Source organism: Microbacterium sp. BE35 (assembly GCF_031457705.1).
GTDB classification, from domain to species: Bacteria; Actinomycetota; Actinomycetes; order Actinomycetales; family Microbacteriaceae; genus Microbacterium; species Microbacterium trichothecenolyticum.
Genome location: NZ_JAVDXD010000001.1, coordinates 691,043 through 703,862, shown reverse-complemented (window position 1 = coordinate 703,862; position 12,820 = coordinate 691,043). Strand labels below are relative to the sequence as shown.

Annotated in this window: 14 protein-coding genes; 12 read left to right on the top strand and 2 right to left on the bottom strand. The window is 72.1% G+C overall.

From position 1 onward, the window contains the following. Positions 1-82 precede the first annotated feature (82 nt). Positions 83-1,267: a 4-hydroxybenzoate 3-monooxygenase gene (locus tag J2Y46_RS03025; protein WP_310240131.1), complete on the bottom strand. Its 1,185-nt coding sequence runs from the start codon at positions 1,265-1,267 to the stop codon at positions 83-85. A gap of 239 nt (positions 1,268-1,506) precedes the next feature. Next, the gene (locus J2Y46_RS03020; RefSeq protein WP_310240129.1) at positions 1,507-2,259 is read right to left on the bottom strand and encodes an IclR family transcriptional regulator; all 753 of its coding nucleotides are present in this window, start codon (positions 2,257-2,259) and stop codon (positions 1,507-1,509) included. A 77-nt stretch (positions 2,260-2,336) separates the two neighbouring features. Between J2Y46_RS03020 and J2Y46_RS03015 the strand changes: the two genes are divergently transcribed. From J2Y46_RS03015 to J2Y46_RS02960, 12 genes are all read left to right on the top strand, one after another. Then, a complete protein-coding gene (locus tag J2Y46_RS03015) occupies positions 2,337-3,095 on the top strand; it encodes an IclR family transcriptional regulator (RefSeq protein WP_310240127.1) in 759 nt (252 codons plus the stop codon). Positions 3,096-3,167: 72 nt separating this feature from the next. After that, positions 3,168-4,037, top strand: a complete 870-nt coding sequence (gene pcaH, locus J2Y46_RS03010) for a protocatechuate 3,4-dioxygenase subunit beta (RefSeq protein ID WP_045298659.1) — start codon at positions 3,168-3,170, stop codon at positions 4,035-4,037. Then, positions 4,037-4,612, top strand: a complete 576-nt coding sequence (pcaG, locus tag J2Y46_RS03005) for a protocatechuate 3,4-dioxygenase subunit alpha (protein ID WP_045298657.1) — start codon at positions 4,037-4,039, stop codon at positions 4,610-4,612. The genes pcaH and pcaG overlap by 1 nt, the downstream gene beginning before the upstream one ends. After that, positions 4,602-6,002, top strand: coding sequence for a lyase family protein (locus J2Y46_RS03000; RefSeq protein WP_310240123.1), 1,401 nt, complete (start codon positions 4,602-4,604; stop codon positions 6,000-6,002). Before pcaG ends, J2Y46_RS03000 begins: the two co-directional genes overlap by 11 nt. Further along, the gene (locus J2Y46_RS02995) at positions 5,999-6,778 is read left to right on the top strand and encodes an alpha/beta fold hydrolase (protein WP_310240121.1); all 780 of its coding nucleotides are present in this window, start codon (positions 5,999-6,001) and stop codon (positions 6,776-6,778) included. Before J2Y46_RS03000 ends, J2Y46_RS02995 begins: the two co-directional genes overlap by 4 nt. Continuing rightward, on the top strand, positions 6,775-7,179 hold the full coding sequence (gene pcaC, locus J2Y46_RS02990) for a 4-carboxymuconolactone decarboxylase (RefSeq protein WP_211255898.1): 405 nt from the start codon (positions 6,775-6,777) through the stop codon (positions 7,177-7,179). Before J2Y46_RS02995 ends, pcaC begins: the two co-directional genes overlap by 4 nt. Before the next feature lie 98 nt (positions 7,180-7,277). Further along, positions 7,278-7,724: a MarR family transcriptional regulator gene (locus tag J2Y46_RS02985; protein ID WP_310240118.1), complete on the top strand. Its 447-nt coding sequence runs from the start codon at positions 7,278-7,280 to the stop codon at positions 7,722-7,724. A gap of 84 nt (positions 7,725-7,808) precedes the next feature. Continuing rightward, complete coding sequence (locus J2Y46_RS02980; RefSeq protein WP_310240117.1) at positions 7,809-9,173, top strand: alpha/beta hydrolase; 1,365 nt, start codon at positions 7,809-7,811, stop codon at positions 9,171-9,173. A gap of 181 nt (positions 9,174-9,354) precedes the next feature. After that, complete coding sequence (locus J2Y46_RS02975) at positions 9,355-10,116, top strand: 3-oxoacid CoA-transferase subunit A (RefSeq protein ID WP_045298649.1); 762 nt, start codon at positions 9,355-9,357, stop codon at positions 10,114-10,116. Then, complete coding sequence (locus J2Y46_RS02970; protein ID WP_045298647.1) at positions 10,113-10,799, top strand: 3-oxoacid CoA-transferase subunit B; 687 nt, start codon at positions 10,113-10,115, stop codon at positions 10,797-10,799. Before J2Y46_RS02975 ends, J2Y46_RS02970 begins: the two co-directional genes overlap by 4 nt. A gap of 1 nt (position 10,800) precedes the next feature. After that, a complete protein-coding gene (locus J2Y46_RS02965) occupies positions 10,801-11,973 on the top strand; it encodes a thiolase family protein (RefSeq protein ID WP_310240113.1) in 1,173 nt (390 codons plus the stop codon). A 37-nt stretch (positions 11,974-12,010) separates the two neighbouring features. After that, a complete protein-coding gene (locus J2Y46_RS02960) occupies positions 12,011-12,802 on the top strand; it encodes an IclR family transcriptional regulator C-terminal domain-containing protein (protein ID WP_310240111.1) in 792 nt (263 codons plus the stop codon). Positions 12,803-12,820 lie beyond the last annotated feature (18 nt).

The following is a 12,820-nucleotide window of genomic DNA, read 5'->3' as shown; positions in this document are numbered from 1 at the left end:
GCACCGGACTATAGCCGAGGCCGGGGCCGCAGCATCCGTTCATTCCCGTTCAGCGGCAATGCCGCGGGCGCGCAGTTCCCCGTCAGGCGAGGCCCTCGAGCGGCCAGCCGGTGTACGCCTCGGCGAGGAAGCGGCGACCGGCTTCGGATTCGACGACCGAGCGCAGCTCGCCGAGTTGGCGCAGGCGGTCGAAATCCGACGCGTCGGGTGCGACGTGGAGCATGTTGGTCATCCACCATGAGAAGTGCTGGGCCTTCCAGATTCGGTGCAGCGCCTTCTCGGGGAACGCCTCGATGAGGCGGTCGTCGTTGTCGAGGAGGAGGGCGCGCAGCGCTCGTTCGAGAACGAGCACATCGGCGACGGCGAGGTTCATGCCCTTCGCGCCGGTCGGCGGAACGGTGTGCGCGGCGTCGCCGATCAGTGCGACGCGGCCGTTCAGCAGCTCGTGGGCGACGAAGCTGCGGAACCGCAGCACGTCGCGCTGGAAGATCGGGCCCTCCTTGAGCGTCGTTCCGGGCACCCGCTTCTGCAGCTCCTCCCACAGCTGCTCCTCGCTGAGGGCGTTCGGGTCGGCGTTCGGGTCGCACTGGAAGTACATGCGCTGCACCGTGGCGCTGCGCTGGCTGATGAGCGCGAACCCGTCGGGCGAGTTGCTGTAGATGAGCTCCTCGGCGCTCGGCGGCGCCTCGCACAGGATCCCGAACCACGCGAACGGGTACTCGCGGAAGTAGCCGCCGGTCGACGAACCCGTGACCGCCTCGCGCGCGACGCTGCGCGAGCCGTCGGCGCCGACGACGAACTCGGCCTCGATCTCGAGGGGCGCGCCGTCGGCGTCGGTCGCGATGACGCGGGGGCGATCGGATGCCGCGTCCTCGATCCGCACGGCGGTCACGCCGAAGCGGAGCTCCTGGCCCTTGGCGAGGCGCACCGCGATGAGGTCCTTGAGGGCCTCGTGCTGCGGGTACAGCCAGACGCCGCGGCCGACGAGGTCGGCGAAGTCGATGCGGTGGCCGGCGCCGGCGAAGCGCAGCTCGATGCCGTCGTGGCGGTTGCCGACGGTGCGGACGCGGCTGGACGCGCCCGACGAGTCCAGCACCTCGACGGTGCCCTGCTCGAGGATCCCGGCGCGGATCGTGGTCTCGATCTCTTCGCGCGAGCGCTGGTCGATGACGACCGACTCGATGCCGGCGATGCCCAGCAGGTGCGACAGCAGGAGCCCGGCCGGGCCGGCGCCGATGATGGCGACGCGGGTGCGGATCGTGGACATGGACGTCTCCTTCGACGTTCGGGAACGGATGCCTCGCCCCAGTGTGAGCCCGCCGTGCGCGGCGTGGTCGAGATTCCCGTTGATCGGGCACACCGCCGCGGCGGTCATCCCCGCATCGGCTCGTCCCATGCCGGATGACGTTCCTGCGCGGAAACGCTCCTGGGGATAAGGACCCCGACCCTTGTCCTTATCCGCAGGAGCCCGCGAACGGGCATGAGCGGATGCGGCACCACCGGCGCTCAGCGGCGGTCGGCCCGCAGGTCGGCCTCGATCCCGGCCGCCGCCTCCCGCAGCGCCTGGATCGCCGACTCAGGGTCCGTCTCGCGGGGAAGCACGACCGACAGCGCCGCGACCACTTCGCCGGCGTCGCGGATCGGCACGGCCACGCCCGTTGACACGGCCTCTATCGAGCCGGGCGCCACCACCACCCCGGCACGGCGCACCTCGGCGAGCAGGCGGCGCAGGCGCGCGGCATCCGTCACCGTCTCGGGAGCGAGGGGGCGCAGCGAACCGGCGAGCACCCGCTCGCGCAGGGCGGACGGGGCATGGGCGAGCAGGACGAGGCCCGACGACGAGGCGTGCAGCGGAAGGCGCCCGGCGATCCGGGTGATGTTGGCGCCCGCATCGGGGTGGGAGAGGCGCTCGAGGAAGAGTGCCTCGTCCTGCTCGAGCACGGCGAGCTGGGTGTGCTCGCGGATGCGCGCCTGCACCTGCTCCATGTGGGGCAGTGCGGCCTGGCGGAGTCGCAGTGCCGTCGAGCCGCGGAGGGCCAGCTCCCACAGGCGCATGCCGAGGTGCACGCGGCGGTCCTCGTCGCGTTCGAGGAGGCCTGCGTCGACGAGCTCGTCGACGATCCGGTGCGCGGTCGACGAGGGCAGTCCCGCGCGGCGGCCGATGTCGGCCGCGGACTGCATCGAACGCTCGGCGGTGAACGTCTCGAGCACCCGCACGATGCGCTCGGTCATCGAGTCGCCGGAGGGCGAGTTGGCCATGCGCCCACTCTGCCATTGCGGCGAGGCTCGACGCTGTCCCGCAGCGTGGGGCGGGTAACGTCGCACGAGGAGGATCCATGGCGGAGGGCGAAGGCGTGCTCGAGCGCACGCTGCGCGTGCTCGGCTGCTTCACCGACGACGAGCCGGCGGTCACCGCGACGACGCTCGCGGCGCGCACCGGGCTCGCGTCATCCACGCTGCACCGCCTGCTCGCGACCCTCGTCGCCGAAGGCCTCCTCACGCGCGGGCCGGGCCACACCTATGCCGTCGGTCCGCGGCTCTGGGAGCTCGGCGAGCTCTCGCCCCTGTCGCTGCGCCTGCGCGAGACGGCGCTGCCCCATATGGTGCGGCTGTACGAGGCGACCGGCGAGAACGTGCACCTCGCGGTGCTCGACGGAGCGACGCCCGCGACGACGACCGCCCTGTACGTCGGGCGCCTCACCGGACGCCAGTCGATCCCGACGCTGAGTCGCATGGGCGGGCGCGGGCCGCTGCACACGACGGGCGTCGGCAAGGCGCTGCTCGCGACGCGCGACGAGGCCTGGCTGCGGCAGTACTTCGACGCTCCGCTCGAACGGGAGACCGTGAACTCGATCACGTCCGAGCAGGAGCTCCGCGCCGATATCGCACGCACGAGGGCGCTCGGGTATGCGACGACGCGCGAGGAGATGACCCTCGGCAACGTCTCCGTCGCTGCCGCGCTGCCGCGCGTCGAGGGCCTGCCGCCGGTCGCGCTCGGGCTCGTCGTGCACCTCGCGCGTGCCGACGAACGGCGCCTGGGGCCGCTCGTCGTGCAGGCCGTGAAGGACCTCCACCACGACCTCCGTTCCCACTGAGTGGGATTCCGCGGCGTCGAGTTCACGCGGGAGTGCGACCCTGGGACGACCCGAGTCGTCGAAGGAGACCTCATGACACAGGCCCAGCCCGATACCCAGGGCGAGGAGGCGTTCTCGTCGTCGGTGGTGCTCGAGCAGACGGCGGCGGCCCCCGAGTCGCTGCTGGCCTCGCCCGACCAGCTCACCCAGCGCGAGATCACGCAGGAGATCGTCGACTACCACGCCGCCGCCGCACGGCGGGAGGCGGCGGGGGAGCGGCTCAACATGAGCCTGCACGACTTCCCGCCGTACCGGTCCAGCCTGCTGCGCCACCCGACCAAGAACCCGAAGCTCGTCGACCCCGAGACGATCGAGCTGTGGTCGCCGGCCTTCGGCCAGCGCGACGTCGCGGCCATCGAGTCCGACCTGACGCTGCAGCACATCGGCGAGCCGCAGGGCGAGCGCATGACCGTCGAGGGCCGTGTGCTCGACTCGTGGGGGCGTCCCGTCGCCAATCAGCTCGTCGAGATCTGGCAGGCCAACGCCGCGGGCCGTTACATCCACCAGCGGGATCAGCATCCCGCCCCGCTCGACCCGAACTTCACCGGCGCGGGCCGCATCGTCACCGACGACGACGGGTTCTACAAGTTCACGACGATCAAGCCCGGCGCCTACCCGTGGAAGAACCACGTCAACGCGTGGCGGCCGGCGCACATCCACTTCTCGATCTTCGGCTCGGGCTTCACGCAGCGCCTCGTGACGCAGATGTACTTCCCGGGCGACCCGCTGTTCCCGCTCGACCCGATCTACAACACCATCTGGCGTCAGAAGGACCGCGACCGCCTGATCGGCCAGTACGACCACGACCTGTCGGTGCCCGAGTTCTCAATGGGCTACCGCTTCGACATCGTCGTCGACGGCCCCGACGCGACCTGGTTCGAGCCCGAAGAAGGAGAGCACTGATGGCCCGCTCCGCCCGCGATCTCGGCCCGAAGACCCACGAGGCCACCGGCGGGCAGACCGTCGGTCCGTTCTTCGCCTTCGGTCTGGACTACGAGAAGAAGCACCAGGTGGTGTTCCCGCACAGCCCGGGCTCGGTCGTGCTCGGCGGCACGGTGTTCGACGGCGCCGGCAACCCGATCCCCGATGCGGTCATCGAGATCTGGAGCGCCGACGAGAACGGCCGGATCCCGCGCGCCCACGGCGCCTTCCACCGCGACGACCACTCGTTCACGGGCTTCGGCCGGGCGGCGACGACCGACGTCGGCCGCTACGAGTTCTGGACCCGCAACCCGGGCCCGATCGACGGCGGCGCGCCGTTCTACTCGGTCATCGTGTTCGCGCGCGGCCTTCCCGACAAGCTCGTCACGCGGATCTACCTGCCCGAGCCCGAGGAGCTCCTCGCCGCCGACCCGCTGCTGTCCTCGCTCGAGGAGGACGAGCGCGCTACGCTCATCGCGACGCGCCTGCCGGACGGCAACCTGCACCACGACATCCACCTGCAGGGCGAGAAGGAGACCGTGTTCCTTGCCTTCTGACCGTGACCGGCCCCCGCTCGATGAGGGCCTGCTCTCGCCCGTGACCGTCGGTCACGACGAGACGGTGACGGATGCCGCGTACCTCGACGCCCTCGTGACGGCCGAGGTCGCGCTGGCGCGGGCCTACCGCGAGGTCGGCCTCGCGCCCGATGAGGCGGTCGACGAGATCGAGACGGAGTTCGGCTGGCAGGGCGCGCTCCGCGGTTGCCGCGACCACGGTGTCGACGGCACGGCGCTGGCCGCCTCGGCCGTCGCCGGCGGCAACCCGGTGATCCCGCTCGTCGTGCGCCTCAGGGAGCGCGTCGGAGCCGACGCGCGGGTCTGGGTGCACCGCGGCGCGACCAGCCAGGACATCGTCGACACCGCGGCGATGGTGGTCGCCCGGGCGGCGACGAGCCGGATCGTCGCGGCGCTCGTGCACGCCGAGGTGTCGCTGCGCTCGCTCGCCCGTTCGCGTCGCGACGAGGTCGCGGCGGCGCGCACGCTGACGCAGCACGCCGTGCCGACGACCGTCGGCCTGCGCGCGGCCGGGTGGCTGCGCGCTGTCGAGCGTGCGAAGGAGCGCGTCGAAGAAGCGCAGCATCGGCTGCCGGCACAGCTCGGCGGCGCCGCGGGAACGCTGGCGTCCTTCACCGAGATCGCCGGGCCGGAGGCCGCCGCCGCGCTTCCCGCCGCCTTCGCGCACGAGCTCGGACTCGCCGCACCCGACGCCCCGTGGCACACGAGCCGCTGGCCGCTCACCGAGCTGGGCGACGCCCTGGTGCAGGCGATCGACGCCGTCGGCAAGATCGCCACCGACGTCGCCACCCTCAGCCGTACCGAGGTCGGCGAGCTCGCGGAGGGCGCCGGCGGCGGATCCTCGGCGATGCCGCAGAAGCGCAACCCCGCGGCATCCGTCCTCATCCGCTCGGCCGCGCTGCGCGCCCCCCAGCTCGGGGCGACGCTGCACCTCGCGTCGGCCCTCGCCGCCGACGAGCGCCCCGACGGCGCGTGGCATGCGGAGTGGCCGACGCTGCGGGAGCTGCTGCGCCTCGCACTCGGCGCGACCGCGCACGCCGCGTCGCTCGTGGCCGGCCTGCACGTCGACACCGCCGCCGTCGCCCGCAACCTCGAGGCCACCAGGGGGCTCATCGTCTCGGAGCGCCTCTCGATCGTGCTCGGACCCGCACTGGGTGCGGCGCGCGTGTCGGAGCTCGTGACCGAGGCCGCCGCGGGAGGCGACCTGGCAGGTCTCCTTGCGGCGTCGCCCGACGTCGCCGCCATCGCGCGCGAGCGCGACACGACTCCCGAGGCTTTCGTCGCCGACCTTCTCGACCCCGCCCGCTACACCGGAATCGCCGGCCGCCTCGTCGACGAGGCCGCCGCACGCACCGCAGAGGAGGACGCGTGACCGTCCCCGCCATCTCCCTCACCGACCCCGTCGGCCCCTCACACGCGCCGCTGCTCCTGCTCGGGCCGTCGCTCGGCACGTCGACGCTGCTGTGGGACCGCGTGGTCCCGGCGCTCGCCGAGCACTACCGCGTCGCCCTGTGGGATCTGCCCGGCCACGGCGCCGCGCCCGCGTCGACCGACCGGTTCTCGATCGCCGAGCTCGCCGACGCGGTCGCGACCGCCGTCGACGGGCCCTTCCTCTACGCCGGGGTCTCGCTCGGAGGCGCCGTCGGGCTCGAGCTGCTGCTGCGCCACGGTGACCGCATCGCCGCCGCGGCGATCCTGTGCTCGGGCGCGAAGATCGGCACGCCGGAGGGCTGGCACGAGCGGGCGGCCCAGGTGCGCGCGCAGAGCACCTCGAGCCTCATCATCGGTTCGGCGCAGCGCTGGTTCGCGCCGGGCTCGATCGAGCGCGATCCCGATCTCACCGGGCGGCTCCTCCACGTGCTGCAGAACACCCACGACGAGAGCTACGCCCGCTGCTGCGAGGCGCTCGCCGTCTTCGACGCGCGCGACCGGCTGGGCGAGATCGCCACGCCGGTGCTCGCGGTGTGGGGCGATCACGACGCGGTCACGCCCGAGGCATCCGCTCGCGAGATCGCCGCAGGTGTGCAGCACGGCGAGGCGATCGGGATCCCGGATGCCTCGCACCTGGCGCCCGCGGACTCCCCGGCGCAAACCGCCGCGGTGCTGCGGGAGTTCTTCGACACGGTCGCCGCGGAGCGTGCCGCGTGAGCCGCCCGGACGGCGAGGGCCTCACCGACGAGGAGCGGTACGACCAGGGCATGGTCGTGCGCCGCGAGGTGCTGTCGGACGCCCACGTCGACCGCGCGATCGCGGGCACCACTGAGCTGACCGCCGACTTCCAGGACTTCATCACCCGCGTCGCGTGGGGCGACATCTGGTCGCGCCCCGGCCTCGACCGCCGGTCGCGGTCGGTCGCGGTGCTCACGGCGCTCATCGCGCTCGGGCACCACGAGGAGCTCGCGATGCACCTGCGCGCGGCGCTGCGCAACGGCCTCACCGTCGACGAGATCAAGGAAGTGATCCTCCAGGCGGGCCTGTACTGCGGCGTTCCCGCCGCCAACACCGCGTTCCGCATCGCGAAGGACGTGTTCGCCGAGGCCTCCTCTTAGGTGGCGCAACACGCGCGATGTCGCGGGGGATGCCGCGACTTGGCGTAGGGGGCGGCGCAACCCCGTAGTCTTCATCGCATGACGGACCCGGGGACCGCATGACGGCCGAGCACGCGCCGCGCATCCTCTACCAGGTGAAGCAGGTCGAATTGGCCGTCCGCGGGCGGCTCGACGCCGTGGTCCGCCCGCACGGCATCACCGTCACCCAGTACACCGCGCTCACGGTGCTGGAGCAGCATCCGGAGATGAGTTCCGCGCAGCTCGCACGGCATGCGTTCGTGTCGGCGCAGGCGATGGAGGGGATCGTCCGCGCGCTCGAGGGGGCCGGGCTCATCGAACGGGCGCGCGACCCGCAGAACCGACGTCGCATGACGATCTCGCTCACTCCGGCCGGCGTGACGCTGCTGACGGCGTGCCGAGACGATGTGGATCGCATCGAGGGCGAAGCCTTCGCGAGCCTGTCCGCGCAGCAGCGGGGTCAGCTCGGCCGCTGGCTGCAGGAGGCGCGAAAAGCATTGGAGCAGCCCGCGGCACCTGTTGACTGATCATCAGGAAAGTTGATAATTGGTCCCAGCGCCGTCGATGACGACGGCGCCACTGTCGACGACGACAACGGAAGGACCATCCCCATGTCCCCACGCGTTCGCATTCGCACACTGGCGGTCGCCGCGGCCACCGGTGCGGCACTCTCGATCGGTCTCGTCGCGCCACCCGCGATGGCCGACGCAGGCGCCGACTATTCCGGCTCGCTCGCGAACGGCACGACCTGGCTCGCGTCCGTGCCCTCGGACTGGAACGGCACCGTCCTGCTGTACAGCCACGGCTACCGGCCCTCGTTCGTGCCGGGGAATCCGGCATCCGTCGCCCCGAACGACGGCACCAAGGCGCTCCTGCTCGAACGCGGCTACGCGCTCGTCGGGTCGTCGTACGCCTCGAGCGGCTGGGCGGTCCCCACCGCCGTCGACGACCAGCTGCAGTCGCTCGACGCCATGCTCGATCAGACCGGACTCGAGCCTGAGCACATCCTCGCCTACGGCACGTCGATGGGGGGCCTGGTCACCGGGCGCCTCGCCGAGTCGGCCGGCGACGTCATCGAGGGGGCGATGCCGACGTGCGGGCTGATGGAGGGCGCTGTCGACCTGAACAACTACCAGCTCGACGGATCCCACGCGATCGCGCAGCTCCTTGCCGGTCAGGACCTCCAGATCGAGGGGTACGCGACGCTGAACGAGGCCTTCGCGACGTCGGCCGCTCTGAGCGCCGCCGTGCAGGCGGGTCAGCAGACGGCCGAAGGCCGGGCGCGCGTCGCGCTCGCTGCCGCCCTCTTCCATCTGTCGGACGGCGTGCTCGAAGCGGAGGCGACGAAGGACCCCGCTGTTCGGCAGGAGTCGCTCTACACCCAGCTGCTCGGAACGATCGGGTTCGTGACTCCGGGTCGCTTCGACATCGAGTCGACGGCGGGCGGGAACGCGACCTGGAATCTCGGGGTCGACTACGGCAAGCTCTTCGCGCAGTCGGAGGATCGCGGCCTCGTCGCCGAGCTCTACCGCGAGGCGGGCCTCGACCTCAAGGCCGACCTTGCGACACTGACGCAGACCGCCGACATCGCGGCCGACCCGGGCTCGGTCGAGACGCTGCGTGCGTCGTCGGGCCTCACCGGCGACCTGCAGATGCCCGTCGTCACGCTGCACACCCTCGACGACGTGCTGGCGCCCGTCCAGGTCGAGCAGGAGTACGCCGAGGACGTCCGCAGCGCGCACGACGCGAGCCTGCTGCGCCAGTTCTTCGTGGATCACGTCGGCCACTGCAACTTCACCGCGGCCGAGATCGCCGCGGGCATCGAGGTGCTCCAGCAGCGGGTCGAGACCGGCCACTGGTCGGGGAGCTCGGCGACGGTCATGAACCGACTGGCAGCCTCGCTCGACGACAGCGGCTCGGCGTTCGTGGCCACCCAGCCCGGCGAGTTCCTGGGCGACCGCGAGGGGCGGCGCTGACGTCCACCGGCGCGCACGCAGCGGGGCGACATCCGAACGGATGCCGCCCCGCGGCGTGTTCCCGGCGCGCCGCGTTCGCGCGTCCTCCGCGGCCGGGTCTTCCCTGTTCGGAGTCGGCCGCGTAGACTGATCCGTAATGCGAACAGTCGTTCGCACAGCGAACACTCCAGCGAGGTGCCGAATGATCGACAAGACCGTGGCGACCGTCGAGGAGGCCGTGTCCGGCATCCGTGACGGAGCGACCATCATGATCGGCGGCTTCGGCCGGGCCGGACAGCCCGTCGAACTCATCGACGCCCTCATCGCCCAGGGGGCGTCGGGCCTCACGATCATCAACAACAACGCCGGCAACGGGGATGTCGGGCTCGCGGCGCTGCTCGCCAAGAAGCGGGTGCGCAAGATCCTCTGCTCGTTCCCGCGCCAGCACGACTCGTGGGTGTTCGACGGCCTCTACCGCGCGGGCGAGATCGAGCTCGAGCTCGTGCCCCAGGGCAACCTCGCCGAGCGCATCCGCGCGGCGGGCGCGGGCATCGGCGCGTTCTTCTCGCCCACGGGCGTCGGCACCCAGCTCGCCGAGGGCAAGGAGATCCGCGAGATCGACGGCCGCTCCTACGCGCTCGAGTACCCGATCACGGCCGACTACGCCCTGGTGAGCGCGTACCGCGCGGACCGGTGGGGGAACCTCGTGTACCGCGAGACCGCGCGCAACTTCGGGCCGATCATGGCGTCGGCGGCGACCACCACGATCGTGCAGGTCGACGAGCTCGTGCCCCTCGGCTCGCTCGACCCCGAGACGGTCGTGACCCCCGGCATCTTCGTCGACCGCGTCGTCGCCGTGGGCGAGCGCGGGTGGCTCGACGCCGGCGCCTTCGTCGGGGGAGTGGACATCGAGGGTCGCCCGCTCGCCGGCGCGGCAGCATCCGGAACGGAGGTCGACCAGTGACCGAGACGACAGCGCAGGCGACGCGCATCACCCGCGAGCAGCTGGCGGCGCGCATCGCGCAGGACATCCCCGAGGGCTCCTACGTCAACCTGGGGATCGGCGCGCCCACGCTCGTCGCCGACTACCTGCCGCTGGACCAGGAGATCATCCTGCACACCGAGAACGGCATGCTGGGCATGGGCCCGTCGCCCGAGCGCGGCGAGATCGACCCCGACCTCATCAACGCCGGCAAGCAGCCCGTCACGGCGCTGGCCGGTGCCGCGTACTTCCACCACGCCGACTCGTTCGGCATGATGCGCGGCGGGCACCTGGACGTGTGCGTACTCGGCGCGTTCCAGGTGTCGCAGCGCGGCGACCTCGCCAACTGGTCGACCGGGGCGCCCGGCGCGATCCCGGCGGTCGGCGGTGCGATGGACCTCGCCATCGGCGCGAAGAACGTGTATGTCATGACCGACCTCCTCACCAAGACCGGTGGGTCGAAGCTCGTCGAGGCGTGCACGTACCCGCTCACCGGCGTCGGCTGCGTCACGCGGGTCTACACCGACCACGCCGTCTTCGACGTCACGCCCGACGGCTTCGCGGTGCGCGAGGCCTTCGGTGACAACACCGTCGAGCTCCTCGCCGAGCTCACGGGCCTGGAACTCGTGGATGCCTCGACCCGCGGCATCCGGGAAGGTGAATGACATGACCACCTACGTCTACGACGCCGTCCGCACGCCGTTCGGCCGCGCCGGCGGCGCGCTGTCGGGCGTGCGCCCCGACGACCTCGCGGCCGTCGTCATGAAGGCGACCATCGAGCGCACCGGCCTCGATCCCGCCCGCATCGACGACGTGATCTTCGGCGACGCGAACCAGGCAGGGGAGGACAACCGCAACGTCGCACGCATGGGAGCGCTGCTCGCCGGGTTCCCGACCACGGTGACCGGCGTCACGGTCAATCGGCTCTGCGCGTCGTCTGTCGAGGCGGTCATCCAGGGCTCGCGTGCGATCGACGCGGGCGACGTCGACGTCGTGCTCGCCGGCGGCGTCGAGTCGATGAGCCGTGCCCCGTACGTCGTCGAGAAGTCGCCGCGGCCGTGGCCCAGCGTCGGCAACCAGACGCTGTGGAACACGGCGATCGGGTGGCGCATGACCAACCCGAAGCTGCCGAAGCACTGGACGATCTCGAACGGCGAGTCGGCCGAGCTGATCGCCCGCGAGTGGGGGATCTCGCGCGGCGCGCAGGACGAGTTCGCCGTGCGGTCGCACCGGCTGGCAGCCGAGGCGTGGGCCGCGGGCGTCTACGACGCCGAGATCGTCCAGGTGCCGGGCGCCGAGCTCGCCCGCGACGAGGGCATCCGCGACGACACGTCGGTCGAGAAGCTCGCCGGCCTCAAGGCGCTGTTCGCCGCGGACGGCGAGGGCAGCGTCACGGCCGGCAACTCGTCGCCCATCAACGACGGCGCGTCCGCGGTCCTGCTCGGCCGAGAGGGCGTGCTGTCGACGGAGCCGCTCGCCCGCATCACCGGCCGCGCGTCCCATGGCGTCGACCCCGACCAGTTCCCGATCGCGCCGATCGAGGCCGCGAACAAGGCGCTCGCGCGTGCGGGCCGGACGTGGGCCGACGTGGACTTCGTCGAGCTCAACGAGGCGTTCGCGTCGCAGTCGCTGGCGTGCCTGGCGGGCTGGCCCGATCTCGACCCCGAGAAGCTCAACATCCACGGCGGCGCGCTCGCGATCGGACACCCGCTCGGCGCCTCGGGCGGACGCATCATCGGCCACGCCGCGCACGAGCTCGCCCGCCGTGGGGGCGGGGTCGCGGTCGCGGCGATCTGCATCGGCGTGGGGCAGGGCCTCGCCGTCGTGCTCGAGCGCTGAACCGGGCGAGCGCCCCGCAGATGGGTAGGGTGAGCCGGTGACCGACGAAGCGGCCCGCACCAACGACACCATCCAGTCCCTGGTCCGCGGGCTCGCGGTCATCCGCGCCTTCGATGCGGAGCACCCCGAGCTGACGCTGAGCGAGGTGGCGCGCCGTGCCGCGATCACGCGCGCGGCCGCGGGGCGGTTCCTGCGCACCCTCGAGGAGCTCGGCTACGTCCGTGGTTCGGCGGGATCGGGAGTCGGCCGCACGTTCGCGCTCACCCCGCGAGTCCTCGAGCTCGGGTTCAGCTACCTCTCCGCCCTGTCGATCCCCGAGATCGTGCAGCCGCACCTCGAGCGGCTGTCGCGTGAGGTCGACGAGAGCGTCTCGGCCGCCGTGCTCGACGGGGGCGACATCGTCTACATCGCGCGCGTCCCGACGCGGCGCATCATGAGCGTGCGCATCACGATCGGCACGCGGTTCCCCGCCTTCGCGACGTCGATGGGCCGCGCGCTGCTGGCGGGTCTGCCGGATGCCGCGGTCGACGCGGTGCTCGCAGCATCCGTCCTCCCGTCCCTCACCGAGCGCACCGTGACCGACACCGTCGAGCTGCGCGCGGAGCTCGACCGCGTGCGGGCACAGGGCTGGTCCCTCGTCGACGGCGAGCTGGAGCCGGGCCTGCGTTCGGTCGCCGTGCCGCTGCACGATCGCCGCGGCGACGTCGTGGCCGCGGTCAACGTCTCGACCAGCGCCACCCGCGACACCGTGGAGCACGTCCTCGAGCGGCACCTGCCGGTGCTCCAGGAGGCCGCCGCCGCGATCGACGCCGAACTGCGACTGGTGTGACGGATGCTGCGGGCTGCG

Coding starts and splice junctions, on each gene's coding strand:
- pcaG (WP_045298657.1), top strand. CDS start 4,037: ATGGCCCGCTCCGCCCGCGATCTCGGCCCGAAGACCCACGAGGCCACC.
- pcaH (WP_045298659.1), top strand. CDS start 3,168: ATGACACAGGCCCAGCCCGATACCCAGGGCGAGGAGGCGTTCTCGTCG.
- J2Y46_RS03025 (WP_310240131.1), bottom strand. CDS start 1,267: ATGTCCACGATCCGCACCCGCGTCGCCATCATCGGCGCCGGCCCGGCC.
- J2Y46_RS03015 (WP_310240127.1), top strand. CDS start 2,337: ATGGCGGAGGGCGAAGGCGTGCTCGAGCGCACGCTGCGCGTGCTCGGC.
- J2Y46_RS03020 (WP_310240129.1), bottom strand. CDS start 2,259: ATGGCCAACTCGCCCTCCGGCGACTCGATGACCGAGCGCATCGTGCGG.
- J2Y46_RS02985 (WP_310240118.1), top strand. CDS start 7,278: ATGACGGCCGAGCACGCGCCGCGCATCCTCTACCAGGTGAAGCAGGTC.
- J2Y46_RS02975 (WP_045298649.1), top strand. CDS start 9,355: ATGATCGACAAGACCGTGGCGACCGTCGAGGAGGCCGTGTCCGGCATC.
- J2Y46_RS02965 (WP_310240113.1), top strand. CDS start 10,801: ATGACCACCTACGTCTACGACGCCGTCCGCACGCCGTTCGGCCGCGCC.
- J2Y46_RS02980 (WP_310240117.1), top strand. CDS start 7,809: ATGTCCCCACGCGTTCGCATTCGCACACTGGCGGTCGCCGCGGCCACC.